Source organism: Haloferax sulfurifontis, assembly GCF_014635105.1.
Lineage (GTDB): Archaea > Halobacteriota > Halobacteria > Halobacteriales > Haloferacaceae > Haloferax > Haloferax denitrificans.
The window spans coordinates 214237-239874 of sequence record NZ_BMCI01000003.1 but is presented as its reverse complement, the minus strand read 5'-3'; the positions used below and the strand labels follow the sequence as shown (position 1 = coordinate 239874).

At 59.2% G+C, this 25638-nt stretch carries 23 protein-coding genes and 1 pseudogene; 12 read left to right on the top strand and 12 right to left on the bottom strand.

The window, feature by feature from the left end:
• Positions 1-103 precede the first annotated feature (103 nt).
• The 8 genes from leuB to IEV64_RS09450 all read right to left on the bottom strand — a co-directional run bounded on the left by leuB (position 104) and on the right by IEV64_RS09450 (position 8439).
• On the bottom strand, positions 104-1078 hold the full coding sequence (leuB, locus tag IEV64_RS09485; RefSeq protein ID WP_007273696.1) for a 3-isopropylmalate dehydrogenase: 975 nt from the start codon (positions 1076-1078) through the stop codon (positions 104-106).
• Entirely contained in the window at positions 1071-1679 is a 609-nt protein-coding gene (gene leuD, locus IEV64_RS09480; protein WP_007273695.1) for a 3-isopropylmalate dehydratase small subunit, read from the bottom strand. Before leuD ends, leuB begins: the two co-directional genes overlap by 8 nt.
• Positions 1676-3097 (bottom strand): 3-isopropylmalate dehydratase large subunit, encoded by a 1422-nt coding sequence (gene leuC / locus IEV64_RS09475; RefSeq protein WP_007273694.1) that lies wholly within the window; start codon positions 3095-3097, stop codon positions 1676-1678. Before leuC ends, leuD begins: the two co-directional genes overlap by 4 nt.
• Positions 3090-3359: a DUF7989 family protein gene (locus IEV64_RS09470; protein WP_007273693.1), complete on the bottom strand. Its 270-nt coding sequence runs from the start codon at positions 3357-3359 to the stop codon at positions 3090-3092. The genes leuC and IEV64_RS09470 overlap by 8 nt, the downstream gene beginning before the upstream one ends.
• Positions 3360-3370: 11 nt before the next feature.
• Positions 3371-4417, bottom strand: coding sequence for a ketol-acid reductoisomerase (gene ilvC, locus IEV64_RS09465; RefSeq protein WP_148416299.1), 1047 nt, complete (start codon positions 4415-4417; stop codon positions 3371-3373).
• Complete coding sequence (ilvN, locus tag IEV64_RS09460; RefSeq protein ID WP_004970764.1) at positions 4414-5070, bottom strand: acetolactate synthase small subunit; 657 nt, start codon at positions 5068-5070, stop codon at positions 4414-4416. Before ilvN ends, ilvC begins: the two co-directional genes overlap by 4 nt.
• Positions 5067-6830, bottom strand: a complete 1764-nt coding sequence (gene ilvB / locus IEV64_RS09455) for a biosynthetic-type acetolactate synthase large subunit (protein ID WP_007273691.1) — start codon at positions 6828-6830, stop codon at positions 5067-5069. Before ilvB ends, ilvN begins: the two co-directional genes overlap by 4 nt.
• Before the next feature lie 364 nt (positions 6831-7194).
• Positions 7195-8439, bottom strand: coding sequence for a LeuA family protein (locus IEV64_RS09450; RefSeq protein WP_229722592.1), 1245 nt, complete (start codon positions 8437-8439; stop codon positions 7195-7197).
• Positions 8440-8798: 359 nt separating this feature from the next.
• Between IEV64_RS09450 and IEV64_RS09445 the strand changes: the two genes are divergently transcribed.
• The 3 genes from IEV64_RS09445 to IEV64_RS09435 all read left to right on the top strand — a co-directional run bounded on the left by IEV64_RS09445 (position 8799) and on the right by IEV64_RS09435 (position 10435).
• Positions 8799-9086 carry a DUF5779 family protein gene (locus IEV64_RS09445; RefSeq protein WP_188423743.1) on the top strand — a complete coding sequence of 96 codons (288 nt, stop codon included), beginning with the start codon at positions 8799-8801 and terminating at the stop codon, positions 9084-9086.
• Positions 9087-9203: 117 nt separating this feature from the next.
• Positions 9204-9890: a hypothetical protein gene (locus IEV64_RS09440; RefSeq protein ID WP_188423919.1), complete on the top strand. Its 687-nt coding sequence runs from the start codon at positions 9204-9206 to the stop codon at positions 9888-9890.
• Entirely contained in the window at positions 9890-10435 is a 546-nt protein-coding gene (locus IEV64_RS09435; RefSeq protein ID WP_188423742.1) for a JAB/MPN domain protein-containing protein, read from the top strand. Before IEV64_RS09440 ends, IEV64_RS09435 begins: the two co-directional genes overlap by 1 nt.
• 18 nt (positions 10436-10453) lie before the next feature.
• Here the strand turns inward: IEV64_RS09435 and IEV64_RS09430 are convergent, their stop codons facing one another.
• A complete protein-coding gene (locus IEV64_RS09430; RefSeq protein WP_004063282.1) occupies positions 10454-10666 on the bottom strand; it encodes a ribbon-helix-helix domain-containing protein in 213 nt (70 codons plus the stop codon).
• 134 nt (positions 10667-10800) lie between these two features.
• On the opposite strand from IEV64_RS09430, the gene IEV64_RS09425 reads away from it, so the two are divergent.
• Positions 10801-11127 (top strand): DUF5789 family protein, encoded by a 327-nt coding sequence (locus IEV64_RS09425; protein ID WP_007273686.1) that lies wholly within the window; start codon positions 10801-10803, stop codon positions 11125-11127.
• Between the two features lie 51 nt (positions 11128-11178).
• Here IEV64_RS09425 and aglJ read toward each other — a convergent pair whose 3' ends face one another.
• Positions 11179-12090, bottom strand: coding sequence for an S-layer glycoprotein N-glycosyltransferase AglJ (aglJ, locus tag IEV64_RS09420; RefSeq protein WP_188423741.1), 912 nt, complete (start codon positions 12088-12090; stop codon positions 11179-11181).
• Positions 12091-13119: 1029 nt separating this feature from the next.
• Here aglJ and IEV64_RS09415 point away from each other — a divergent pair.
• The 4 genes and pseudogenes from IEV64_RS09415 to IEV64_RS09400 all read left to right on the top strand — a co-directional run bounded on the left by IEV64_RS09415 (position 13120) and on the right by IEV64_RS09400 (position 17466).
• Positions 13120-14274 (top strand): glycosyltransferase, encoded by a 1155-nt coding sequence (locus IEV64_RS09415; RefSeq protein WP_188423740.1) that lies wholly within the window; start codon positions 13120-13122, stop codon positions 14272-14274.
• Entirely contained in the window at positions 14271-15314 is a 1044-nt protein-coding gene (locus tag IEV64_RS09410) for a glycosyltransferase family 4 protein (RefSeq protein WP_188423739.1), read from the top strand. Before IEV64_RS09415 ends, IEV64_RS09410 begins: the two co-directional genes overlap by 4 nt.
• 466 nt (positions 15315-15780) lie before the next feature.
• Positions 15781-16330: pseudogene (locus tag IEV64_RS09405) on the top strand (IS5 family transposase).
• A gap of 80 nt (positions 16331-16410) precedes the next feature.
• Positions 16411-17466, top strand: a complete 1056-nt coding sequence (locus IEV64_RS09400) for an alkaline phosphatase family protein (protein ID WP_188423738.1) — start codon at positions 16411-16413, stop codon at positions 17464-17466.
• A 165-nt stretch (positions 17467-17631) separates the two neighbouring features.
• On the opposite strand, the gene IEV64_RS09395 is transcribed toward IEV64_RS09400, so the two are convergent.
• The gene (locus IEV64_RS09395) at positions 17632-19077 is read right to left on the bottom strand and encodes an oligosaccharide flippase family protein (RefSeq protein ID WP_188423737.1); all 1446 of its coding nucleotides are present in this window, start codon (positions 19075-19077) and stop codon (positions 17632-17634) included.
• Positions 19078-19295: 218 nt separating this feature from the next.
• On the opposite strand from IEV64_RS09395, the gene IEV64_RS09390 reads away from it, so the two are divergent.
• Positions 19296-20177, top strand: coding sequence for a glycosyltransferase family 2 protein (locus IEV64_RS09390; RefSeq protein WP_188423736.1), 882 nt, complete (start codon positions 19296-19298; stop codon positions 20175-20177).
• A 9-nt stretch (positions 20178-20186) separates the two neighbouring features.
• Here IEV64_RS09390 and IEV64_RS09385 read toward each other — a convergent pair whose 3' ends face one another.
• Complete coding sequence (locus IEV64_RS09385; RefSeq protein WP_188423735.1) at positions 20187-21314, bottom strand: glycosyltransferase family 4 protein; 1128 nt, start codon at positions 21312-21314, stop codon at positions 20187-20189.
• 1075 nt (positions 21315-22389) lie between these two features.
• On the opposite strand from IEV64_RS09385, the gene IEV64_RS09380 reads away from it, so the two are divergent.
• The 3 genes from IEV64_RS09380 (at position 22390) to IEV64_RS09370 (ending at position 25627) form a co-directional block, all read left to right on the top strand.
• On the top strand, positions 22390-23400 hold the full coding sequence (locus IEV64_RS09380; protein ID WP_188423734.1) for a sugar nucleotidyltransferase: 1011 nt from the start codon (positions 22390-22392) through the stop codon (positions 23398-23400).
• 3 nt (positions 23401-23403) lie between these two features.
• Positions 23404-24396 carry an NAD-dependent epimerase/dehydratase family protein gene (locus IEV64_RS09375; RefSeq protein WP_188423733.1) on the top strand — a complete coding sequence of 331 codons (993 nt, stop codon included), beginning with the start codon at positions 23404-23406 and terminating at the stop codon, positions 24394-24396.
• Between the two features lie 175 nt (positions 24397-24571).
• Complete coding sequence (locus tag IEV64_RS09370; RefSeq protein ID WP_188423732.1) at positions 24572-25627, top strand: NAD-dependent epimerase/dehydratase family protein; 1056 nt, start codon at positions 24572-24574, stop codon at positions 25625-25627.
• Positions 25628-25638: the final 11 nt, after the last annotated feature.

Below are 25638 nucleotides of genomic sequence, written 5' to 3'. Positions count from 1 at the left end.
CAGGAACGAAAACGGGGTGTTCGTGGGTGAGAAAACGATCAGAAACGAAAACGAGCGTGTTCGAAACGAACGTCGAACCGCCGATTCGGTGCGTCGCCGGCGCTCAGAGACGGTCGAGAACCGCGGCGGTCACGTCCTCAGTGGAGGCGTCGCCGCCGAGGTCCGGTGTGCGCGGCCCGTCGGCGAGGACGCCTTCGACGGCCGACCGAACGCGGTCGGCTTCGTCCTCGTAGTCGAGGTAGTCGAGGAGCATCGCCGCGGACAGAATCGTCGCGGCCGGGTTGGCGATGCCCTCGCCGGCGATGTCGGGCGCGGAGCCGTGAACCGGCTCGAACAGCGCGGCGTCCGGGCCGATGTTCGCCGAGGGGAGCAGTCCGAGGCCGCCGACGAGGCCGGCGGCGAGGTCCGAAAGCACGTCGCCCGCGAGGTTCGGACAGACGACGGTGTCGAACTGCGTGGGGTCCAGACAGACGCGCGTCGCGAAGGCGTCCATCAGGACCTCTTCGGCCTCGACGCCGCGCTCGTCTGCGACCGAGACGACGGCGTCGCGGAAGCGACCGTCCGTCTCGCGCATCACGTTCGCCTTGTGGGCGACCTGGAAACTGCCGCCCTCGCCGCCGACGTAGTCGCAGGCGTACTCGGCGAGTCGCTCGGACGCCGAGGTGGTGACGACGCGCGTGAGCGTCGAGAGGTCCTCCGAGAGGCGGTCCTCGTGGCCCGAGTAGACGCCTTCGGTGTTCTCCCGGAGGAAGACGAGGTCCGTCTCCGGACGCAGGGCGTCGACGCCGGGGTAGGCCTTCGCCGGGCGGACGTTGACGAAGGAGTCCACCGCGGTCCGAAGCGGCAAGATGACGTCCGCCGCGGTCTCGCCGGCCGCGCCGAACAGCGTCGCGTCCGCCTCGGCGGCGAGGTCGTAGGTCTCCTGCGGGAGCGCCTCGCCCGTGGCTTCTTTGACGTGGTCGCCGGCGTCGGCCTCGACGAACTCGAAGTCGCCGACGGCCTTCAGCACGTCAACCGCCGCCGGGATGACCTCCGCGCCGATGCCGTCGCCGGGGATGACGACGATTTCCTCAGTCATCGACGTAGGGCAGGGCGGCGGCTTTCTCGGCGACCGCGTCGGCGTTCGACTTCATGAGCGCCGTCGTGTCCCAGACGCCCTCGGTGAGCGCCTTCCTTTGTGCGTCGTCGACGGTCACGTCCACGGTGGTGTCGCCGTAGGTGACCGTCTCGTTTTCCACGTCCACGTCGATGTCAGCGTCCGGGTGCTCGTCGACCCAGTCCTGCAGTTCGGTGATGGTGTCGTGGTCGGCGGTGACCGTCGGAATGCCGAGCGCGAGGCAGTTGCCCGCGAAAATCTCGGCGAACGACTCGCCGATGATAGCGTCGATGCCCCAGCGCATGAGCGCCTGCGGGGCGTGCTCCCGAGAGGAGCCACAGCCGAAGTTGGCGTTGACGACCATGATGGAGGCGTCCTGGAACTGCGGCTCGTTCAGCGGGTGCTCTTTGGGTTCGTCGTTCTCGTCGTAGCGCTGGTCGAAGAACGCGAACTCGCCGAGGCCGTCGAACGTGACGACCTTCATGAACCGCGCCGGGATAATCTGGTCCGTGTCGATGTCGTTGCCGCGGATGGGCACGCCGGAGCCGAACGCGGAGTCGATTTCGGGAATCTCGTCGGTCATGCGGTGGTCACCTCCTTCAGTTCGCGCACGTCAGTCACTTCCCCGGTGATGGCCGCCGCGGCGACCATGCGCGGGTTCATCAGGACGGTGCGGCCGTCTTTCGACCCCTGCCGACCGATGAAGTTGCGGTTCGACGAGGACGCGGAGGCCTCGTCGCCCTCCAGTTGGTCCTCGTTCATGCCGAGACACATCGAACAGCCCGCCTCGCGCCACTCGAAGCCGGCGTCCTTGAATATCTCGTCGAGGCCCTCCGCCTCCGCGGCGGCCTTGACGCGCTGACTGCCGGGGACGACCATCGCGCGAACGCTGTCCGCGACCTGTCGGCCCTTCACGACCTCCGCCGCGCGGCGGAGGTCGGGCATGCGGGCGTTGGTACACGACCCGAGGAAGGCCACGTCGATTTCGTAGCCCTGCATCGTCTCGCCGGGCGTGACGCCCATGTGTTCCTGCGCCATCCGGGCGGTGTCCTGCTTTTCTTCGGGCAGGTCCTCCGGGGCCGGAATCGGCTGGGTGATGCCGACGCCCTGTCCGGGCGTGGTCCCCCACGTCACGACGGGTTCGAGTTCGGAGCCGTCGATGGTGACGACGTCGTCGTACTCGGCGTCCTCGTCGGAGCGGATGGACTCCCAGTACGGCTTGAGTTCGTCGAACCGCTCGGGGTTTTCCTGGAAGTACTCCGTGTCTTTCAGCCAGTCGTAGGTGGTCTCGTCGGGGTTGACGTAGCCCGCGCGAGCGCCGCCCTCGATGGACATGTTACAGATGCTCATCCGACCCTCCATGTCGAGGTTCTCGATGGCCTCGCCGGCGTACTCGTAGACGTAGCCGACGCCGCCTTCGGTCCCGAGGCGACGGATGATTTCGAGGATGACGTCCTTGGCCTCGACGCCGGGGCCGAGTTCGCCCGTGACCTCGATTTTCCGGACCTTCTTTTTCTCCATCGCGACCGTCTGGGTCGCAAGCACGTCGCGAATCTGGCTCGTGCCGATACCGAACGCGAGCGCGCCGAACGCGCCGTGGGTCGAGGTGTGGCTGTCGCCGCAGACGATAGTCATGCCGGGCTGGGTGAGTCCCTTCTCGGGCCCGATGACGTGGACGATGCCCTGTTCGCCCGACGTGGGGTCCGAGAAGTTGATTCCCGCGTCGCGGACGTTCTGTTCGAGTTCGGCCATCATCTCTTCGGCGGCGTCGTCGCGGAACGGCCGCGACTGGTCCGACGTGGGGACGATGTGGTCGACCGTCGCGTGCGTCCGGTTCGGGTAGGCGACTTCGAGGTCGCGCTCCTGCAACATGCCGAACGCCTGCGGGCTCGTCACCTCGTGGATGAGATGGAGGCCGCAGAACAGCTGGGTCTGGCCGGTCGGAAGCTCCGAGACCGTGTGTTCCTCCCAGACCTTGTCGTACAGCGTTCCCTCACTCATGGCGGTCACCCGGTACGACGCTGTCGTCGCGGCCGCGTTCCCAGACCTGGTTCGCGCCCTCGCCGTTGCGGGGCGTGTGGTCGACGTCGCCCATCGTTTGGGTCTCGGTCGCGTCCCCGTCCGTCGCCGCGGGCGTCGAGTCGCTCCGACCGCCGTCGGTGACGGCCGGGCCGCGCTCGTAGACCGTGGTGAACGTCTCGCCCGTATAGGGGTTCGTGTGGCTGATGTCTCGCATTCGGTCTGTCGTGTCGTCGCGTGTCATTGGTGTCGTGTTCAGTCGTCCGCCGGCGCTTCGGCTTTCTCCGCGTCCGCCTCGTCTTCCTCGTCGGCCCACGCGAACAGGTCGCGAAGCGGCGCGCCGACCTGTTCGATGTGGTGGTTCTCCTCTGCGTCCTTGAGCTGGGAGTACGACGGCCGGCCCGCCTGGTTCTCCAGAATCCACTCGCGGGCGAAGGTGCCGTCCTGGACCTCCTCCAGAATCTCCTCCATGTTCTCGCGGGCGTGCTCGTCGACGACGCGGTCGCCGCGGGTCAGCCCGCCGAACTCGGCGGTGTCGGAGACCGAGTCCCACATCTCGCCGAGCCCGCCTTCGTACATCAGGTCGACGATGAGCTTCAGTTCGTTCAGACACTCGAAGTAGGCCATCTCGGGGGAGTAGCCCGCGTCGACGAGCGTCTCGTAGCCCTGCTTGACCAGCGAGGTGACGCCGCCGCAGAGGACGGCCTGCTCGCCGAACAGGTCGGTCTCGGTCTCCTCTTGGAACGTCGTCTCGATGACGCCCGCGCGGGTACAGCCGAGACCGTGCGCGTACGCCAGCGCCTCCTCTTTGGCGTCGCCGGTCACGTCCTGGTAGACGGCGATGAGACCCGGCGTCCCCTCGTTCGCCTCGTAGTTGCGGCGGACGAGGTGGCCCGGCGACTTCGGCGCGACCATCGTCACGTCGACGTCTTCCGGGGGTCGAATCTGGTTGTAGTGAATGTTGAAGCCGTGGGCGAACTGGAGCGTGTCGCCCGCGTCGAGGGAGTCGCGAATCTCCTCGAACACCGCCGGCTGGACGGTGTCGGGGACGAGCACGGAGACGATGTCGCCCTCGGCGGCCGCCGCGGCCGGCTCCTTGACGCGGAGGCCGTCGGCTTCCGCGGCGTCGCGGGACGAGGAGTTCGCGCGGAGGCCGACGACCACGTCGACCCCGCTGTCGGCGAGGTTCTGGGCGTGGGCGTGGCCCTGACTGCCGTAGCCGATGACGGCTACGGTCTTGTCGTCGATTTGGGAGCGGTCAGCGTCGTCGTCGTAGTAGACTTCCGTGGTGAGTTCTGTCATTGCGTATTCGTGTTGGGTTTGGTGGGTTCGCCGGAGGTTCCGGGTTCCTCTCCGGGGACGGTCTTCTTCGAGCCGTGGGCGAGCGCGGTCTGGCCGGTCCGGGCGATTTCGATGATGCCGAACCGCCGGAACGCGTCCACGGCGTCGTCTATCTTGCGCTCGTCGCCGGAGAGTTGGACCGTGATGGTCTCGGGGCCGGCGTCGAGCGTGCGGCCGTCGTACATCTCCGTGATGGCGTGGACCTTATCGGGGTCCTCGCCGCGGACCTTCAGGAGGACGAGTTCCGCGCGAACGGCGTCGTCGTCCAGCTCGCCGACGGAGATGACGGGCTTGAGCTTCGCGAGCTGTTTTTCTATCTGGTCGATGCCCGGTTCGGGCTCCTCGACGACCATCGTGATTCGGGAGTGGTCCTCGACCGTCGTCGGGCCGACGGTGAGGCTCTCGATGTTGAACTGGCGGCGGGCGGCGAGGCCGGCGACGCGCGAGAGCACGCCGGGTTCGTCCTCGACGATGGCCGAAAAGACCGCGCGCCGCGGTTCGTGTTCCGATTCCGCTTCGGGGTCGATGCGGATGCCCTGCGCGTTGCGGCGGCCGTCGGGGTGTGGCCGCTCGTCGGGCGCGGGGCCCTGCAGTCCTGTCCGATTGTCGCTCATAACTGGTCCTCCGAGAGTGCGAATTTGCCGTTCGCGCCGCCCGAGGAGACCATCGGGTAGACGTTCTCCGCCGGGTCGACGTGGAAGTCGATGACCGAGGGGCCGTCGTACGCGAGCGCTTCCTCGATGGCGTCGGGAACCTCCTCGTAGGAGTCGACGGTCCAGCCGCGCGCGCCGAACGCCTCGGCGAGCTTGTCGAACTGGGGACACCACTCGTAGCCGGCGGCCATGCGTCGGCCCTCGAAGAAGGCGTCCTGCCACTGACGGACCATCCCGATGTACTCGTTGTTCAGGATGGCGACGGTGATGTCGAGGTTCTCGCGGACGGCGACCGAAAGCTCCTGAATCGTCATCAGGAACGAGGCGTCGCCGTCGACGCAGACGACCGTCTCGTCGTCGTCGGCCGCGACCCGCGCGCCGATTGCGGCGGGCAGGCCGTAGCCCATCGTGCCGAGGCCGTGAGAGGAGACCCACCGCCGCGGCTCGGTGAACGTCCAGTACTGGGCGGCCCACATCTGGTGTTGGCCGACGCCGCTCGTGACGATGGTCTCGTCGGGCGTGGCCTCGTCGAGCGCCTCGACGACGAACTGCGGCTTCAGCGGCTCGTTGTCCGGGGCCGCGTAGTCCATCGGGTACTCGTCTTTCCACGTGAGACACTGTTCGACCCACTCGCGCGCGTCGGGGCCCTCGTCCAGTTCGGCGTCGACGCGCTCGATGGCGCGGCCGGCGTCGCCGACGACCGGGTAGTCCGCGTGGACGTTCTTCGAGATTTCCGCCGGGTCGATGTCGATGTGGACGACCTCGGCCTCGGGCGCGAACGTGTCGATGCCGCCGGTCAGGCGGTCGTCGAACCGCGTGCCGACCGCGATGAGACAGTCGGTGTGCGTGATGGCCATGTTGGCGTAGCCGGTGCCGTGCATCCCCGCCCACGACAGGCAGAGTTCGTGGTCCTCCGGCATCGCGCCGATTCCGGGCATCGTGGTGACGACCGGAATCCGGTGCTCGGTCGCGAACTGCCGGGCGACCTCGGTCGCGTCGGCCTTGACCACGCCGCCGCCGAACAGCAAGAGCGGCTTCTCGGCGCGCTCGATCGCGCGCGCGGCCGCCTCGACCTGCGAGTCGGCCGGGTCGGTGCGAGCGCGGCACGTCTCGGGCGGCTGTGCCGCCCCCGGCTCGCTGTCGGTCTCGTTGAGCGAGACGTCCTTCGGGAGGTCGACGAGCGTCGGGCCGGGGCGGCCCTCGGCGGCGAGCGCGAACGCTTCGCCGACGGTGTCACCGACCGTGTCGGGCGACGAGGCGAAGTAGTTGTGCTTCGTGATGGGCGCGGTGACGCCCGTGGTGTCGGTCTCCTGGAACGCGTCGGAGCCGACCATGTCGGACGGGACCTGCCCCGTGAGCGCGAGCACCGCGTCGGAGTCCATGTTCGCGTCGGCGATGCCGGTCACGAGGTTCGTCGCGCCCGGGCCGGACGTGGCGAGACAGACGCCGGGGTCGCCGCGAACGACGCCGTACGCGTCGGCGGCGTGCGCCGCGCCCTGCTCGTGGGCCATCGTCACGTGACGGATGTCCGAGTGGTACAGCGCGTCGTAGATGGGCATTATCGCCCCGCCCTGCACGCCGAAGGCGGTCTCGACGCCGGCGTTTTCGAGGGCGCGGACGACTGACGTCGAACCCGTGGTAACCTCGGTCGGCGTCTCGGTCGAGTCGTCGTCGGCTTCCGTCGCGTCGGGGTCGGTCGTGGCTGCGGTTCGTTCGCTCATGTGTGGGCTCCGTGGTGTGTGGTCGGTCGTCGATACGAGTTGTCTGGTGACTGCGTGTGGTGCTGGTGCGCCATTGTGGGGACTTCGGACGTGTCTGAAAACGGTGCGGATACGCGGGACGGAGAGATGGTGTGGTAGGGGGCTATGCCCCTACAATAATGAGCGACCGAATCGCGCCGACGGCGGCGTCGCTGGCCCCGGCGACCGGGGTCGCGCGAACCGCGTGTTCGTCGTGCGAGGTCATCGTATGCAACACGTCCGTCCCGTCGGTAATAATGCTTTCGCGGCGGGCAACGATTGCACGCCGGTCGGGAGGTCGAACGCGTGCAGGGCGGTCGCCCCGTAGGGCCACAGCCCGGCGCCATCAGGCGCGGACCTCCTCCTCCGTGTCGTCCTCGTGGGTGATACCCACGTCGCGAGCGAACACCTCGAGCGTCGAGTCGTCGACGCGTTCTTTCTCCGCGCCGTGGTCTTTGACGCGGCGGGTGACCTCCCGGACCTCGGCGTCCGAGGGGTCGAACCCGATATCTGCGAGGCGTTTGCGTACCGAGTGCGTCCCCGTGTGCTTGCCGAGTACGAACTCGCGGGTCGCGCCGACCATCTCCGGGGTCATGACGCCCGGTTCGAACGTGTCGGCGTTCTCGATGACGCCGGCGGCGTGGATGCCGCTCTCGTGAGAGAAGGCGTTGCGGCCGACGACCGGCTTGTTCGCCGGGACCGGGATGTCGGACGCCGCCTCGACGATGCGAGCCAGCTCGGTTATCTTCGTCGTGTCGATGCCGGTGTCGACGCCGTAGAGGGATTCGGCGGCCATGACGACCTCCTCGTAGGCGGCGTTGCCGGCGCGCTCGCCGATGCCGTTGACCGACACCTGCGCCTGTGCCGCGCCGGCCTCGAAGCCGGCCATCGCGTTCGCCGACGCCAGTCCGAAGTCGTCGTGCGCGTGCACGTCGATTCTCGCGTCGGTGTGCTCTCGGACCGTCGCCACCATGCGGGCGAAGCGAGTCGGCGTCGCCACGCCGCAGGTGTCCGGCAGGTTGATCCAATCGACGCCCGCCTCGGAGACGGCCTCGACGACTTCGATGAGGAAGTCTTCGTCCGTCCGGGTGGCGTCCATCGGCGAGAACATTACTTCAACGCCCGCGTCGCGGACGTGTTCGACACTGCGGACGGCCCGCTCGACGGCTTCCTCGCGGGAAGCGTGCATCGAGTCGGCCAACTGGACGTCGCTGGTGCTCACGAACGTGTGCACCATGTCCACGCCGGAATCCAGCGCGGCTTCGATATCCTTGTCGACGACGCGGGCCAACCCGCACGTCGTCGCGTCCGTCGAAGCAGCGATATCTGCGACTGCTTCGAACTCCGCCTCCGAGTTCACCGGGAACCCGGCCTCGATGACGTGGGTACCCATGTCGTCGAGGGTTTCGGCGATGTCGCGCTTTTCCTCGTAGCTGAACGAGGTTCGCGGTGACTGTTCGCCGTCGCGGAGTGTCGTGTCGAAGATTCGTACGTCTTCGATTTCAGATTGTTGGGCTAATGTGCCCTGGAAGAACTCGACCCGCCGGGGAACCCGACGAATCCTCCGTGTCTTTGTGAGACATCGTGTCAGTCACGTGCCCGAACTCCTATTTAAACGTTTCTCCCCGACAGTATCACGAACGTTCAGGGGGTGTCGCGTGACAACCCGCACCGACCCTAATCGACGTACCTAAACGACCTTATAGTATTTAATGTCATATATTGACTTGATATGCTCGCTTGGCGTTCGAATCGCTGTACTACATAATACAATCGAATAGAGTTTAGAAACAAAATTTCGTGGCCGATGCGCGCACCGCGGACTGGACAAACGTGGATTGAAACGCGACTGTCGCGTGCAACGTGATAACAATGAACCAATCGCGACGCTCGACGGCGGGCTCGCGGCCCGACCGAACCCTTTTCTCGTCGCTCGACAACCGGGCGGGTATGGGCGATTTCAATCTCAACTTGCAGACGGCCGAAGAACACCTCGACGAAGACGACGCCGAGGGCGATGTCGTCCTCGGCGTCCTCGACGGGTCTACCCCGCCCGAAGAGTGGGTCCAGTCCGTCGCCCGCGGCAACGTCCTCTTTCTCGCCATCGAAGGCGACCTCAACAAGCTCGCGTCGGGCTTCGCACGCGACGTCAAAGACATGGGCGGCCAGCTGATGCACTTCCGGAAGTTCCTCGTCGTCTCCCCACCGGGCGTGGACATCAACACGGACGACCTCTGAGAGGCCGACCCGCGTTGGTCCCGCGTCCCGGCGAGCGACCGCCGACGTGAGGCGCGAGAACCGGGGGCATGGGCCGCGGGGAGAGTCCTTATGCACCGCGCGCTCGACGATACTGGCATGCCGATGAAAGGTCGCGGTGCCTCCGAACCCCGCGAAATCGACCGATGGGACCACGGCGTCGGCTGGCTCGCACACCCCGACGAGACCATGCAACGCGCCAGCCACGCCGTCGAAGTCGACGGCGACGTGTGGGTGTTCGACCCCGTCGATGCCCCCGGCGTCGACGACCTGTTCGCCGAGTTCGGCGACGTGGCCGGGGTGGTCGTCGGCCTCGACCGACACAAGCGGGATTCGGCCGCCATCGCCAACCGCCACGAGGTGCCCGTCTACGTCGCCTCGTGGATGACCGGCGTCGCCGACGAACTCGACGCGGCCGTCGAGCGCTTCGGGGCCGACCTCGCCGACTCGGGCTTCGAGGCGTTCCGCCTCGTCGACCGCTCGCTCCCGCCGTGGCAGGAAGTCGGCTTCTACCACGACGAGTACGACCTGCTCGTCGTCCCCGAGTCGGTCGGCACGGTGGACTACTTCTGCGCCCGCGGCGAACACCTCGGCGTCCACCCGATGCTCCGGCCGTTCCCGCCGCGGCGCGTGCTCTCGCGCTACGACCCCGAACGGCTACTCGTCGGTCACGGCGCTGGCGTCCCCGTGAACGCGGGCGACGAGCTTCGAACCGCGCTCGGAAACGCCCGGCGAAACCTCCCGAGCGCCTACGCCCGGGCGTTCACCTCGATGCTCTCGAACTGATGCCCGACGATACGACCGCCCCCGGCGACGAGCACCTCTCCGGCGCGGAGCCGACACCCGACCGCACGACCGACGGGGAAACCGTCGATTCCGATTCCGGTTCCGAAGTCGAAGTCGAGGGCGAGCGGCGACGGATTCACGTCACCCGGGGACTCGTCGACCTGCTTCTCGACATGGCCGAAGACGCCGAGCCGTCGTCGATGAATCTCGTCCTCGCGCCGACGCCCGCGGGCGAGTTCGACGACGACCTCGGTCTCGACCCGGAGACGCCGGTGCTCACCCACTTCTACATGGCCGAGGCCGGCCAGTCCGTGAGTGCCGTCTTCGGGATGGACCTCGGAACGCCCGCCGGGCGCGGCCGCGCCCGGTTTCTCACCCACCCGCAGGGACCGTTCGAGCTCACCGAGCGCGACGACCTCGCGGCCGTGGTGCTCCTCGCCGTCCCCCCGTGGGAACGGCGGACGCTCGCCGCCTTCGACCGCGCCAGCCGGAAGTTGGAACTCGCCGTCGTCGAGGCCGAACCGCCACAGGAAGAACTCGACTAAGCCGACCGTTCCAGCCGGCTATCGCAGGTAACCGAGGTCAGTGAGCTGTTCCGCTATCTCTTGGAACTCCGCCTCCGAGAGGTCGCCCCCGGAGCGCTCGTGCTGGATGACGATACTGCGCAGGAGGAACCGAACGAGATCGCTCGTGCTCGAAAAGGTGGTTCCCTCGATGGTGTCGTCGACGCGAGCGGCCAACTCCTTCGGGATCGAGACCGTCGTGTACTCGGTCATGGGTCGACCGTGGCACCGGGCGAGGTTAACCCCAACGGTGGCGACCGCGACCGTCCGTCCGGTTTCTCGGCGTTCACCGGCGATATCCCCGAAGGTCGGGGGTTTTTCCATGCGGGACATCCTATACACGTTCGATGGCCGCGAGACCGCCGCAGAACGATACGTCGGAGCCGAACTCAATCGAATTCGGTATCGCCGCGCTCGCCGATGACGTCGACACCGCAGACATCGACTACCCGGCAGACGCCAGCGAAATCGTGCGAGCGCTCGACGACGTCGCCGTGCCGATTGACGCCGCGGGCAATACGGTCGCGATAAGCGACGCCCTCGCCGCCGCGCCGAAAGACCGATTCGACTCCCGCCGCGACCTCTTGGAGACGCTCCACCCGGTGTTCGAGGAGTTCCGCGCCAAAGCGTCGAAGAGCCTGATGGGTCGGCTCCGTTCGCTCGTCCCGTTCTGAAGCCGGTCTCGGTGGAGGCGTCCGGTCTCGACAGCCGGCGCGAGCCGGCGCTCACTCCAGTTCTTCGATGCGTTTCATCTGCTCGCGATGCAACGATAAGATGAGGTCCGACAGCACGCCGAACATCAACAACTGCACGCCGAAGAGGATTCCCGCCGCGGAGACGACGGCGATGACTTCGTGGGAGACCGAGCGAACCACCCACTCGTAGGCGACGTAGAGTGCGAGGCCGACCCCGGTCGCCGTCGACGCAAACCCGACGCTTCCGAAATAGAAAAGCGGATTGTTGGTCTTAGCACGGCGGTACAGTTCGAGAAAGATGATACCACCGTCGCGAATCGGGTCGAGGTTCGTGTCCGAGCCGTCGGGCCGCGGGTAGTACGTCGTGGGGACGACCGTCGTCTTGATGCCACGCTTCGCGCACTCGACGGCCATCTCCGTCTCGATGCCGAAACCGTCGGAGGTGAGCGTCATGTCGAGAAACGACTCGCGAGTGAACGCCCGGTAGCCGCTGAGAATATCACGGAAGTCCTGACCGTGAATGAACGCGAACGCCCGGTTAATGATGCGGTTTCCGACCCTGTTGAGCCGCGTCATCGCACCCGGACGCATGTCGGCGAAGCGATCGCCGATGACGTGGTCGTACCCCTCCGTAAGCGGGGCGAGCATCTTGGTGGCGTCCGTCGCTTCGTAGGTTCCGTCGCCGTCGAGCATCAGGACGTACTCGGCTGTGACGTGGTCCTCGATGGCCTCTCTGACGGCTTGGCCCTTTCCGGTACCCGACTGGACGACGACGTGAGCACCAGCGTCTTCGGCAATCTCACGCGTTCCGTCCGTCGAATCGCCGTCGATGACGAGGACGTTTGTGAATCCCTCGTCCCGGTAGTCAGAGACGACGTCAGCGACAGTTTCCGCCTCGTTGTAGGTGGGGATGAGGATACAGACGGCGTCGGGGGTGGGCATTGTTACAGTGGTGGTTGAGGACTTCTCAAAAGGGTTTTCTCTTTAGTATCAAGGACACGACTTAGTCACGAACCTGAACGGTTTACACGGATGACAGTCGGCGTTGTGCGAACTGACGTCGCTAACCCGTACTATATCACGCCCCGAAAGCCGCGTTTTATCTCCAACCGGGAGTCTGTTTGTGCCACCCCACCAACTCGGTTCGGTCAAGGAGGCTCCCCGAGGCTGTTACTCGGGCGGGCAGTACTGGAGCCGTAGCTCCACCAATATCTCGTGGGTATGGATCGCAGCTGCTTGGTACTCGTACACCCTTGTACTTTTTTGCCCATCCTCTACACCCTTTTTGCTTTTAAGTGTCTTCGGCTCACCCCGGTACACCCACCGATATCAGGGGTGTACACACTCGCCCGTTTTCCGCAGGGGGTGTATTCGTATCGTCGTCTCGGGGGTGTGAATTTGGTGCTGAGGTCCTGTCGACCACTGACCACAGTCTACGAATCCCCCCGCGTGTTTTCGTGCCGTAGCGTCGCGCTTGACTGTGGTTTTTCGTTTCCTCACAGGTCTGTGCTCGTCGACGGACTCACTAGATCATCGAGTCGCGACGCCTGTCACTTTCTCTCTCATCACCAGTACACCTCATCGTACAGGTGGTGTATTGTCTGTTTTCGTTTCTTCGCAGAGAGTCTCCTCGCCTATCGTCGGCACTCACACTTGCTTCGACCAGCGCAGTTCACGTTCACTCAACAATCGCTGAATCGACCATATTTTCGAAGCTGATGTCCTGTGTATCCAGTATACCTCGATCTGAAATGTTGGTCTATTCGATGGATCTCACTTAGGGGAGTCTCTAATCAAATCAGAGCCTCGGGACGATCATAACGAAGGTGTCTTTCCGGGAAATTGTGTGGGTGTGCGCCAGCCAGAATTGCAACTAACCAGAGAGGTGGTCGCTACCGATATGAACTCTGGAGGACGGTAGCAAAGGGGTGAGACCCGTGTTATTTTTATTACCCTCGTTCAACCGGGGGTATGCGCACTCTCGCTCGCCGTCTGGCGAAAGGGGCGGTGTTCCTTTTTTCGCTCACGGGAATCCCGTACCTGCTCTACGGATTGCTCTACTACGTGGTTGACCCGGAGGGCTCCCCAGCGAACAAGCAGGACGCGGAACCGACGGTCAGCATCGTGCTGCCGACGTACAACGAGGAACGAATCATCGAAAACAAACTCGACGACATCTACGCGCTCGACTACCCGATGGAGAAAGTCGAAGTCGTCATCGTGGATTCGAGCGACGACTCGACGCGAGACATCATCCGTAACTGGTTCGAGCGCCGCGACACGCCGACGCTGAACCTCATCGAAGAAGACGAGCGTCGCGGCCTCGCCCCTGCGCTCAACGACGCCTACGCCGCCGCAAAAAACGAGATGGTGGTCAAGACCGATTGCGACTCGAAAGTCGCACCCGATGCGCTCCGTGTCGCGGCCGCCAACCTCGCCGACCCTCACGTCGGCGCGGTCACCGGCCGAAACGCAGACGTCCTGGGAGGCAGCGGCGTCGAAGAGGGGTACCGTGGAATCCAAGCGACCATCCAAACGCTCGAATCGCATCTCGATTCGACGCTCATCTTCCACGGGCCGTTCTCCGCGTTCGAAAACGACGAAATCGTTCCCATTGACCCGGACTCCATCGCCGACGACACCGAACTGGCACTGCTGATTCGTCGGAACGGCAAACGCGTCGTCTTCGACCCCGACATCCGCTACAAGGAGGCGTCGCACTCTGCGTTCTCCAAGCGGCGAACGCAGAAAGACCGGCGTGCGATGGGCTTGATTCGACTCCTCGCCCAGCACCGCGACGCATTGGGTCGGTACGGAATGTACGGGGCTGTCGTTCTCCCGTTCAACTGGTGGTTTATGATCGTTTCGCCGTGGTTGCTCACTGGCGTGCTGTCGGTGACGACGCTCGTCGGGTTCGCCCTCGGTGGCCCCCTTGGACTCGTTGTACCCGGTGCCGTCGCCGCGTTCGTCGCTCTCGGGTCACGCGATGAACTCGGGCCGCTCCAGCCCGCCTACGCACTCTTCGATACGCAGGTGTCGCTGCTCTTTGCGAGTGTGAAACTGCTGCGCGGGGAAGGGAGTGCGATTTGGGAAGTCGACGAAGAACTGCGAGACCAGTACGAATGAGGATACTGCAGGTGACGCCGCGGTATCCGCCGCAATCCGGAGGTGTGGAGACACACGTAGCAGAAATTTCAGAGCGACTCGTCGATCGTGGGCACGAGGTTACTGTCCTCACGGCTGACGCTGGCGGGGATGGGTTTCGACGCGAGCGCCGAAACGGCGTTCGTATTAAGCGCTACCGCGGGGTCGCACCGGACGGTGCCATGCATATTTGCCCGCAGATCATGCGGGCAGTTCGGAACGCGGACGCCGATGTCGTCCACGCACACAATTATCACTCGTTCCCGCTGTTTTTCGCGGCGCTGGGTGTCGGTGAGCGACGGTTCGTCGTGACGACGCACTACCACGGTGGCAGCGCGAGTTCGGTTCGGGAGAGACTGCTGTCGCTTTACAGGCCGTTCGGCAGGTGGGCAATCAGACGTGCCGACGCTGTCATCGCCGTCAGCGAGTGGGAACGCGAACAATTGGCAAGGGACTTCGACGTCGATGCGACGGTGATACCGAACGGACTCGACGTCGAGCGGTTCACGTCGGCCACGGCGTTCGATCGGGAACGACCGTATCTCCTCACAGTTGGACGGTTAGAGGAATACAAAGGTGTCCAGCACGTGATTCGTGCGATGACCGACCTCCCCGAATTCGACCTGCTCGTCGCGGGGAGCGGGCCGTATCGCGATGCGTTGGAGCGAATCGCACGAGAGGCTGGTGTCGAAGACCGAGTCGAGTTCCTCGGATACGTTGATAGCGAGACGTTGCCCGGTCTCTACGCCGGTGCCGATGTCTACGTGACCATGAGCGAGTTCGAGGCCTACGGGATGACGGTGGCAGAGGCGTTGGCGGCGGGGACGCCGTGTGTGGTGAGGGAAGCGGGGGCATTAGTGGACTGGGCAAGAAGAGAAGGAAGTTTCGCGATTCAAGATGCCAGGTCCTCGGAGATAGTCAGTGCAGTCCACTCTTTGGACCACGTTGATGTCGATATTGATATTGGCATCACGTGGAGCGAAGTGGCCGAGTTTACTCAGATCATCTATCAAAATCAATAACCTAGCATCGTTTTTGTCTCAGAGGGTTAGCAGATCAACCGAGCGCCCAAATCAAAGAGGACAAGACGGATTTTCTCGCTAATTAAACCCACAAACAAGGGATTGGGTCTACGAAGGGTTGGTTGGACATAGGTAGTTGTATATTTCTAGAATGAATTTATCGGCTCTGGTAAATCACTAGATGGCGGCGGATTCGGTCGTTAACTCAAAGGAGTTGAAGCGGAAGACTGTTGATACCTATGTCGAAAATCTCCCGCTTCACGACAAAAGTCGTCACGTTGGCTAAAAATGTTGTCACCGACTACGTCCTCGTCTCGCTGCACTGTCTTCGGGTTTACCTTGATGAATCGTACCGCAAGGCACTCGATTTGCTGAGCGAGATGCCGCATATTTTGGGGAGATCGGCCTCGAAGAGGGCGGTCTCCCTGACCACTCGACGCTGGTTAAAGCGTTTGATAGGTTCGAAATGAAGATCTGGCGAGTGCTGCTGCGCCTGTCGGCGCAGCTGCACGACCCCTCGGGTCACGCCGCAATCGACGCTACGTTTTTCGACCGCGAGAACGCCAGCAAGCACTACTGCCGCCACACGAATTACCGCGTTCAGACGCTCAAAGCGACGGCTCTCGTGGATACAGAGACTCAAGGGATTCTTGACTGTACGACCGAGAAAACGCACGACACACAGCTCGGCTGGCAGGTCGCCTGCCGCAACGCAGACGACCTGCACAGCCTCGCCGCTGACAAAGGCTACGAATCGGATGGATTTACGCGAGAAACTCCGAGAAGAGGACGTCAGACCGCTGATTAAGCACCGGATCTTCCGGCCCATCGACCCGCGCGTTATGCGCGTGGTCGATGGGCCTCGATGCCGTCAACGATCGATGTGTGAGACCGTCTTCTCGTCGATCAAGCGCACGCACGGCGACGCCGTGCGAGTGCGAACCTGGTACCGAGAATTTCGTGAACTCGTCGTGAAGTGTGTCATTCACAACATCAAGTGTGCCGCAAAACAGTGAAATCAACCGCTGTATGGCGATTCACCAGAGCCATTAAAAGGGAAATACCTTATTAGACCTAGGGATGAACGAACCTGTACATGAGTCTATTCGACTGGTTCAACAGTTCTGTCCAGTCAATCCGGACAGACGGAATGGATGGTGTTAAAGAGTCATCGTACGAATTTCGAGTAGGATGTGTCAGGTGGATTAGCAATTTGAATTATAATCCAACATCAGTTTGGGAGCGTGATTGGGACCTTCTGATTGTACTTGACGCTTGTCGTTTGGATTTACTACAATCTGTCGCAAATGAATACCAGTTTCTCTCAAACCAGAACTCGTTAACGTCAGTTGCGAGTTCGACATCGGATTGGGTAAAGAAGATTTTCGACCCACAGTATAAACGCAAACTCGCACAGGCAGCGTATGTTACTGGAAATCCTAATTCGATCTATGCATTCCCTTATACGTTCTCTAATCAGTGTGACTGTGGGGCTGAGATCAAACCTTCGCACCAAGCCGTGTACCATGAGGGGTGTGAAATATGTTCATCCTGTAAAACAAAACTCACCGGAGAACGAGAGGTGCCTGTGAAGATATTGAAAGAGGTCTGGCGAAGGAGTTGGGATAACGATATCGGAACGATTCAACCCAGACCAATCACTGATACAGCAATCGAGACCAGTAGGAACCAGGACATAGATTCGATGATTGTCCATTACATGCAACCGCATCATCCGTTCATTCCCGCACCAGAGTTAGACCAAGGCTCGTATATCGGTCCAAACGATAAAGAGCGAAAGAAGCAGTCACGGACGATATGGGAGCAGTTACGGACCGGAGATGTGGACGAAGAAACAGTGTGGCGTGAGTATAAGAACAACTTACGCCACGTATTAGAGGACGTCGAAATACTGTTGGAAAATGTTGACGCCGACACTGCCGTCGTTACCTCAGACCACGGAAACGCGATTGGAGAGTATGGGATTTACGGCCATCCACGTTGGATGCCAATCGACCCACTCGTTACCGTCCCGTGGTACGAAACTACTGGAACGGACAACAAAACACACACACCCACAGAGAGTGTCACAAATTCAAATGTCACTTCTGAAGAGGTGACACAGAGACTCCAAGATCTCGGTTATTTTTAGTTCCAAGTGGTTATCAGTTGCTAAAGAGAGTCGGTAGGACTCATGGGGGATGCGAAGTCGACAATGGTGGCCAAAAACGACTCCAACATCCAGGTGCTCTGGGTGAACTACAGGTGTTGTCGAGAATAAGAGTGACAATTAGTCGGTAGCTTGATCGCTGCAACATCAAGGTATTACCGTTCGTGCGATTCCGAATACTCGGCGCCGGACACCTCCACTGATACCGATAATGACCGTGAAGTAAGTGATAACACCGAGCAGAACTAATCCAACAAGTAATGCGGCGGACATCCCGGGGAGCCTGGCTCTCACAGCGTAGACGACACCGGCCATTACGAGCGCGGCTAGGACCTCGGCCAGGACCTCTCGGCCAGGAAGATCAACGTACGAGAGGTCAAGAATCGAAAAGAGATAATAAGTAAGATACAACAGTTGCAGGGACATTCCAGCAAAACTCGCCACTACAGCACCCTTGATTCCAATCGTCGGGACAAGAATAAGATCAAGAACAAGATTTGTAATCATGAGAATAGCACCACCCCGAAAGGTGATGTCGGGACGGTCCATTCCGCTCAGTACAGCGCTAGCAGTCGACCGAAGTCCTTCCGGGATTCTTGTTGCGACGGCACCGAATGCGATGACTGCTGCCGAGGCGAACTCCTCCGTGTAGAACGTGACGATGATTGGTTGTGCGAGAACACCGAACCCAGCCAGAGCAGGAATCCCAAAAAACAATCCCAAAACGATTGAATCGTTGAGGAGTTCCCGAATACGCTCGTTATTTCCTTCCATATCTAGCCGACTGATCTCAGGTGCGACCGAGCGGGTAATTGCGCTGTAGATAACCATGACAAGGAGAGAGAATCGAAAGCCAATTCCGTATACGCCTGTTGATGATGTACCAAGTAAAATTGTTATTATGATAATGTCGATATTATCGTAAAATTTCTGGACGAAGTTGTTGAGGAAGCTGTACCGAGCGAACCGAACCAGACTATAGATGTGGTGCTTCGTGGGTGAGGCAATGTTGAAACGATTTGAGACGAGACAGATCGCTATCAGCGATGCGAACACCGCACCCGCCATATATCCTATCATGAGTCCAATGGCACCGAAACCGATAGAGACAAGTGAGACCTGAACGGCGACTTGCCCAACCGAATTTGCGAAGTTGATGGCTCCTGAGCGTCCAACTTGGAATTTGCTTGCTAGAAGTGCACCCAAAGTATCCCTCATTTGATATGAAATGACTGTCACAATAATCACCAATACTGAGATTCCCCCAAAATTAAAGAAATTTATCAGTAGTTGTGATGACAATAGGATGCCCGCCGAGACAGTGACAACAAGTAATATAGATAGCAACAAACCAGCAGTTGCAAACTGTTCGGGATCTCTCCCCTCACTGACTCGTTTAACGATTGCTTCGTTCAGACCGCCGTTTCCAAGCAAAACAAGGAATGTGACGACAGTCTCAAACGCATAGAACGTGCCGAGGGACGTCTGAGGATCAGGAAGTGTTCGAGCAAAATAAATGCTCGCGATCCAGGCCACAGCGAGTGCACCCATCTGGGCAATCAACCAACCAATACCAGAACGAGCAGTATCCATCTTATCTCAGTTCAAAGTGTATCGGATTAATAGTTCTCGTATCGGATTCACAGCCAGTTACCAGTGCCGCGTCAGCTAAGGCATTTTGAATACGTAGGAAACAAACCGTAGGTAGTAGAAAATATATTGCATGAACGGCCATACAGAGATTGATTCACAGAACTTCGATTCAGCAATGGTAACTGTGTTAGAACGAACTGTCTCAACGTCATAAATACGTGACCTCCAAGATACGCGCGTCTATTGTTATCCCGACCTACGAGCGACCGTCGAAATTAGAGCGGACATTAGGGTCAGTCTGTGACCAGACCGCAGACAATTATGAGATAATCGTCGTCGACGACGGCTCCGAATCCGAAAACCAACACGACGTTCTCAGGCGTTTCGAAGAGCAGGGACACGTACAAGTACTACGACAGGAAAATTCGGGACCTGCGGCAGCACGTAACCGGGGGTGGCGACGTGCGGCAGGTGAGTTTATTCTGTTCACAGACGACGACTGCATCGTTCCGCGAGATTGGGTACATTCGTTGGTTGCTGGTTTCGAACCGGGTGTTGCAGCAGTAGGTGGCTCGTTAGTCCCACTCGAGGAACTATTGAGGAGCAACCGCTTTGCTCAAGCGCACAGATTTCGAGACCAGATGTCGTACGATGAACCGGACGAGCCAGTTCGGGGTGAAGGTGACTTGGCAGTGGGCGGAACGGCAAATGTTGCATACCGACGGTCTGTGCTTTCCGAGATGGACGGATTCGATGAATCGTTCCCATTAGCAGCAGGAGAAGATGCAGACCTACAGCGCCGGGTCGTTGAAGCCGGATTCGATATGAAATACATCCCAATATCTGTAGAACACAACGATGATTACAGTTGGGAGTCATTCGTTAGTAGAGCAATCCGGTCTGGAGAAGGAACACACCACTTCCATCAAAAACACGGTGGATCTCGGACAATACCGCGGATATTGTTTGGGCTGTTTGGCTCGTTAGCCTATCTTCCCTTGGCTCTACAACAATCAAAAAATCTGGACGTGTCCTTCTTATACGTTCTTGAACGTATGTTAAACCGTGTTGGGGAGCTGAAAAGTACGATTAATTCGTAGGTGGACGGATTACCAACCGTCCATTGCCAACTGGTACACATCACAAATTTCGTCGATGACTGTTTCGGGAGAGTACCGGTTGTAGACATACGCCTGGTTCTGGACTCCATCGCCTGATCGATTTCGTGCTAGCGAAATTGTCTCAGCGAGCTTTTTGGCGTTTCTTGGCGGACAGAGGAGTTCGTCTTGCTGGACGATTTCTGCGGGCCCCCCTAGGTTAGTTGCAACCACTGGAAGGCCTGCTTGCATCGCCTCTAGCAACGTTCGCCCGAACGGTTCCGGCCATATACCTGGATGGACGAATAAGTCAGCATCTGTGTAGTACTGACGTAGTTGCTCGTACGGAATCTGGCCCGTGAAATCGACACGAGAGTTAACTTCCAATCGATTAGCTAATGACTCAAGGGATTGACGTTGGTCTCCAGTGCCAACTACTCTGAGAGAGATATCCGAAGAAAGATGAGACAGAGACTCAATAAGATACTTGACTCCCTTCTCTCTGATTAGGCTACCAACGAAGAGTAACTGATAGCTATTGGAGTCTGTTCCAGATTCAGGAATTTTAAATGAAGGATCAAGCATATTTGGGACCACATCGATCGGAACGTCCTGGAATCCGTTTTCGCGGTAGATAGTTCTGGAAGCGTCGCTCAGAGTGATAAAGCGGTTGATCCGTTTTGTTTCGCTCCGGATAATTCGGCCAGTAGTGCCCATTGAGAGAAGTTCGTACAAACGTCGTTTCGGGGGTGCTTTTATTCCGAAAGCCGACTTAGGTAGGAGGTCATACGAGTTCAGTGTCGCTACGCTTGGAACGTCCATCTGAGAGGAGAGACGACCAACAACAGGGTTCAATACGATGTTGTACGAATGGAGTACGTCGAATGATTCTAACTGCTTGAGTTTCCTTCTCAATGGGAGGTATGCCAGTAGATTCGAACACTCCAGTATCTGGTGTGGGAGGCTTCTAAATCGGTGGACTTTGATTCCGTCGACTGATCGCGCACCGGCGCCATCGAAACTAAACACCTCAACACGATCTACCTGAGGTGATAGTTCATTTGCAAGAAGTTGGACACTGATTTCTCCCCCACCGTGAACGTTAGGTGGATATCGGGGTGTGATGATGGCGACACGCACGATATCAGCGGTGAGCGTGAATTATAAAAATCTTTGGTAGGCACTACCTTCTTCAGCAGCCAGTCAAAAAATAGGATTGGAAGATTGTACTGTAGTCGTAAGTGGTGTCACTCTTTCTGAATGGGGTCTCTGAGGCTACGCTCAACCCAAGGAACACTACGGTACACTTCTCAAAGTTTATTTGGAGTTATAGTTCACTTCTACCACTACTGACAATAATAAATATCTCAGAAGCTTCTTCGATGTCGGAGGCCAACAATAACTTTGAGAGACTGTATACGAGGAGACTCTATACCAACACCGCGACGGTAGCACGAAGATACCACTGTACGGGCAGCCGATACTCGTCAATCACAAGGACGGTCGCACTATCTGTGTCAGGTATTTCGAGGTACGTCTCGACATCCTGTGCGTTCGTATCACCACCGTTGGTCACGACGAATACTCACTGGACAACTGACCAGAGAGCAAGTCGCCGACGAGAATCACCACGGTTGCGATATAGAACGTATTGTGAGAATGCCATTACCAGGCGATTTCAAGTCCTCAAAACTCAAGTAGTGTAATCGAGGGAGCGAGCGCGACAGCGTCGTACTGATGATTTTGAGGAGTTCGGTAGAAGACGCCTGCACGTAGATGAACACCCACGACCAGTGGATGACACTTCTGATGAGTGCTGACACAAGCCATTTCGAGGGCGAATCTAACTATTGAACGCCGTCTGCGAGTTGTGCCCCTTCCAACTATCAACACCGGGGAGTTACCCCATAAAACCCGGCAACTGCAACGAGTAGAGAGATTCGCAGACGTTCAGCTTGGCCAAACAGTTCGTATTCCCACATAGACAACTTCAAGCACGTGAAAAATTTAGAGGAGAGAACCGATTTCACGCAGTCAGTCAGTCACGTCCAGCCCCCTACCTCATTGTGGACGGGGACGACGAGTGAGACCATCATTGGCCCTCAAAGTATGAGCTTTTTTAAGAAAGTTCGTCGTATGATATTTTCGGGGAGACGTTCCTCCCATGTTCGCATGGAGCGGTGGATTTTAGATAGGGGAAAGGAATCTGTCTTTAATGAAAGCGATCATTCCAGCTGCCGGTCAAGGGACACGGCTCTACCCCCAGACGCATACGAAACCAAAGGGAATGGTAAGGCTAGCTGGAAAGCCGATTCTCGGACATATCCTCCAAAATATTGCCGAGACGAATGTCGAAGAAGTCGTCGTCGTCGTCGGAGGGACTATGAAGGACCAGATTACTGAGTACGCTCGGTCTGCATTCTCCGAACAGTTCGCGTTCGACTTCGTTGAACAAGAGAACGCAAAAGGCCTCGGCCACAGTATCTATCAGGCCGAATCTATCGCCCGCGGCGACGAGTTACTCATCGCACTCGGGGACATGCTCTTCGAAAACAGATTCAACACATTCCTCGATGCTCATGACGAACTTCCGGAGAGCGACGGAAGCATCGGCGTGAAAGAGGTTTCCGAACCGAGCCATTATGGCGTCGTCGAGATGAGCGGGGACAACGCAGTCAGCCGACTCGTCGAGAAACCTGATGACCCACCATCGAACTTAGCTATCAGTGGCGTGTACATTATCGAAAATTCGAACGCACTTTTTGACGCGCTCGGGCATCTGGTCGACAACGACATCAGAGGTGCTGGAAACGAGTTCCAATTAACCGACGCGCTCCAGAGGATGGTCGAACAGGGGTGCAACCTCCGAACATTCGAAGTCGAAGACTGGTACGACTGTGGTCGTCCCGAGACGCTTCTGGAAGCCAACCGTGTTCTTCTCGAACGAACTAAAACAAATGGAGACGAGCAACTTAGAGGATCTGTCATCATCCCTCCCATTGACGCTGGAGAGAACATAACCGTCAAAGAGAGTGTCGTTGGCCCATACGTGAGTATTGACGATAGGGCCACGATAGAACAGAGCATCGTCGCCAACAGTATTGTTGGACAGAATGCGGTCTTACAGGGCGTCAATATCAACGAAAGCATCGTCGGGAGTAACACCGATGTCCACGGTGAGGCGAACAATCTCAACGTTGGCGACAACAGCAGTATCTATTTCTAACAGATGTCGGAAGACAAAAGTTCACTACAGCCTGATACAGAAATCACAACGCACGTAGTCGTGACTGGCGGTGCGGGATTTCTCGGGAGCCACCTCGTCGATAGCCTCCTTAAAGATGGGTTCCGTGTCACTGTTCTCGACAACTACGGGAGTGGCCGTCAGGAGAACTTGGCGCATGTTGAGTCGCCAAGGCTTACGGTTCAGAAACACGATGTCCGGGATCCGTTCCCTGAATTCAAAACTGTCGATGTCGTCTATCACATGGCGTCACGGGCGAGTCCAGAAGATTTCACCTCGCACTCCGTCGAAATCGCACTGACGAACAGTCAGGGGACCAAGCGCGCACTCGAATGTGCTCGTGACCACGACGCTCGCGTGTTCATCGCCTCGACGAGTGAAGTGTATGGGAATGCAGACGAACACCCACAGTCGGAAACGTACAACGGCAACGTCAACATCAGAGGCCCGCGAGCGCCCTACGACGAGTCGAAGCGCTTCTCGGAGGCACTCGCCGTCGCGTATGAACGGAAATACGAGATGGACATTCGCACCGCTAGAATCTTCAACACGTATGGTCCCCGAATGGATCCAAACGACGGTCGTGTGGTTCCGAACTTCCTGACGCAGGCGCTCCGTGGTGAGGACTTGACTGTCTACGGTGATGGTAGTCAGACCCGGAGTTTTTGTTACGTATCAGATCTGGTCGCAGGAATCCGAACGATTGCTGATGCCCCTGCTGAAGTCGCTGCAGGCGATGTGTTCAACATCGGGAACACGGAAGAGATTTCCATTCGAGAATTAACTGACGTCATCCTCAATGTCGTCGATACCGATTCCGGCGTGACGTACAAATCACTTCCACAAGACGACCCAGAAGTTCGACGCCCTGATATCTCCAAAATCACGTCGCAGCTCGATTGGAAGCCCTCGATCTCGCTCCGAACGGGACTCAAAAGAACGATTCCGTATTTCGAACAGCGGCTAACAGACGACTAATCGCGGAGTCAGTGAAAACTTCGAGGAAGTCCACGCAGAACTCGAAGAGATGGGTCTCGTTGGAGAAGAGTAATCCGAGTCATCTAACGTGGTGAGTTTATACACAACAGTCGAATTGCGAGCAATAACTATATCCACCTCATGCATTTTCACCACCTGCACGCAGACGTAACACATGAGCAAATCGGAGACCGTCCTCGTCACTGGTGGCGCGGGCTTCGTCGGCAGTCACGCGGTCGAGTACTACGCAGAACAGGGTGCCGACGTCACGGCACTCGACAACCTCAGTCGAACTGAGACGCTCGAAAATGCCGATGAGAGTCGGAACACCGCGGCATACAACTGGAATTTCATCGAGGAGAACTACCCCGAGGTCGAACTCGTCGAAGCTGACATCCGCGCCGCTGATACGCTCGAATCCATCGTCGAAGGGCACGACGCAATCGTGCACACCGCCGGCCAAGTCGCAGTCACGGCGTCGCTTACTGACCCTCGCACGGATTTCGAGGTGAACGCCGAAGGGACGTTCAACGTCCTCGAGGCTGCACGGAAAGCAGACAGCGACCCTGCGGTGGTGCTCGCCTCGACGAACAAAGTGTACGGGAACAACGTCAACGACATCTTCGTTCGTGAGGAGGAGAGTCGCTACTGGTACGACGACCCTGACTTCGAGAACGGCATCCCCGAGTCCCTCTCTATCGACGGGTGTGAACACACACCGTATGGCGTTTCGAAACTCGCTGCTGACCTCTATGTGCAGGACTACGCAGAGCGACAGGAGGTCCAAGCGGCCGCGTTTCGCATGAGTTGTATTTACGGGACGCGCCAGTTCGGAAACGAAGACCAGGGATGGGTTGCTCACTTCGCAATCAGCACGCTCAACGACGAGCCGCTGACCATCTTCGGAGACGGAAAGCAGGTTCGTGATGTCCTCTACGTGAAAGACCTCGTTCGCGCCTACGACGCGTTCCTCTCAGACCCTGACGGGAAGTCCGCGGTCTACAACATGGGTGGCGGCACGGAGAACACGACAAGTCTCCTCGAATTCCTCGACCTTCTCGAAGAAAAGTCGGGGAAGCGTACCGACATCTCCTTCGACGAGTGGCGTGAAGGAGATCAAAAGGTATACGTCTCGGATACGTCACGAGCACGGAACGAACTTGACTGGGAACCGAAAGTCGACTTCGAAGAAGGAATCGAGCGGTTCGTCAACTGGTACGAAAGCCGATAACGTTCCTGAAA

Excerpts from the sequence above, each read along its gene's own strand:
- IEV64_RS09430 (WP_004063282.1), bottom strand. The coding sequence starts at position 10,666 with ATGACCGAGTACACGACGGTCTCGATCCCGAAGGAGTTGGCCGCTCGC.
- ilvC (WP_148416299.1), bottom strand. The coding sequence starts at position 4,417 with ATGACAGAACTCACCACGGAAGTCTACTACGACGACGACGCTGACCGC.
- IEV64_RS09410 (WP_188423739.1), top strand. The coding sequence starts at position 14,271 with ATGAGGATACTGCAGGTGACGCCGCGGTATCCGCCGCAATCCGGAGGT.
- IEV64_RS09380 (WP_188423734.1), top strand. The coding sequence starts at position 22,390 with ATGAAAGCGATCATTCCAGCTGCCGGTCAAGGGACACGGCTCTACCCC.
- IEV64_RS09445 (WP_188423743.1), top strand. The coding sequence starts at position 8,799 with ATGGGCGATTTCAATCTCAACTTGCAGACGGCCGAAGAACACCTCGAC.
- IEV64_RS09440 (WP_188423919.1), top strand. The coding sequence starts at position 9,204 with ATGCCGATGAAAGGTCGCGGTGCCTCCGAACCCCGCGAAATCGACCGA.
- IEV64_RS09395 (WP_188423737.1), bottom strand. The coding sequence starts at position 19,077 with ATGGATACTGCTCGTTCTGGTATTGGTTGGTTGATTGCCCAGATGGGT.
- leuB (WP_007273696.1), bottom strand. The coding sequence starts at position 1,078 with ATGACTGAGGAAATCGTCGTCATCCCCGGCGACGGCATCGGCGCGGAG.
- leuD (WP_007273695.1), bottom strand. The coding sequence starts at position 1,679 with ATGACCGACGAGATTCCCGAAATCGACTCCGCGTTCGGCTCCGGCGTG.
- IEV64_RS09435 (WP_188423742.1), top strand. The coding sequence starts at position 9,890 with ATGCCCGACGATACGACCGCCCCCGGCGACGAGCACCTCTCCGGCGCG.
- IEV64_RS09415 (WP_188423740.1), top strand. The coding sequence starts at position 13,120 with ATGCGCACTCTCGCTCGCCGTCTGGCGAAAGGGGCGGTGTTCCTTTTT.
- leuC (WP_007273694.1), bottom strand. The coding sequence starts at position 3,097 with ATGAGTGAGGGAACGCTGTACGACAAGGTCTGGGAGGAACACACGGTC.
- IEV64_RS09375 (WP_188423733.1), top strand. The coding sequence starts at position 23,404 with ATGTCGGAAGACAAAAGTTCACTACAGCCTGATACAGAAATCACAACG.
- IEV64_RS09470 (WP_007273693.1), bottom strand. The coding sequence starts at position 3,359 with ATGACACGCGACGACACGACAGACCGAATGCGAGACATCAGCCACACG.
- ilvB (WP_007273691.1), bottom strand. The coding sequence starts at position 6,830 with ATGAGCGAACGAACCGCAGCCACGACCGACCCCGACGCGACGGAAGCC.
- ilvN (WP_004970764.1), bottom strand. The coding sequence starts at position 5,070 with ATGAGCGACAATCGGACAGGACTGCAGGGCCCCGCGCCCGACGAGCGG.
- IEV64_RS09400 (WP_188423738.1), top strand. The coding sequence starts at position 16,411 with ATGAGTCTATTCGACTGGTTCAACAGTTCTGTCCAGTCAATCCGGACA.
- IEV64_RS09425 (WP_007273686.1), top strand. The coding sequence starts at position 10,801 with ATGGCCGCGAGACCGCCGCAGAACGATACGTCGGAGCCGAACTCAATC.
- aglJ (WP_188423741.1), bottom strand. The coding sequence starts at position 12,090 with ATGCCCACCCCCGACGCCGTCTGTATCCTCATCCCCACCTACAACGAG.
- IEV64_RS09370 (WP_188423732.1), top strand. The coding sequence starts at position 24,572 with ATGAGCAAATCGGAGACCGTCCTCGTCACTGGTGGCGCGGGCTTCGTC.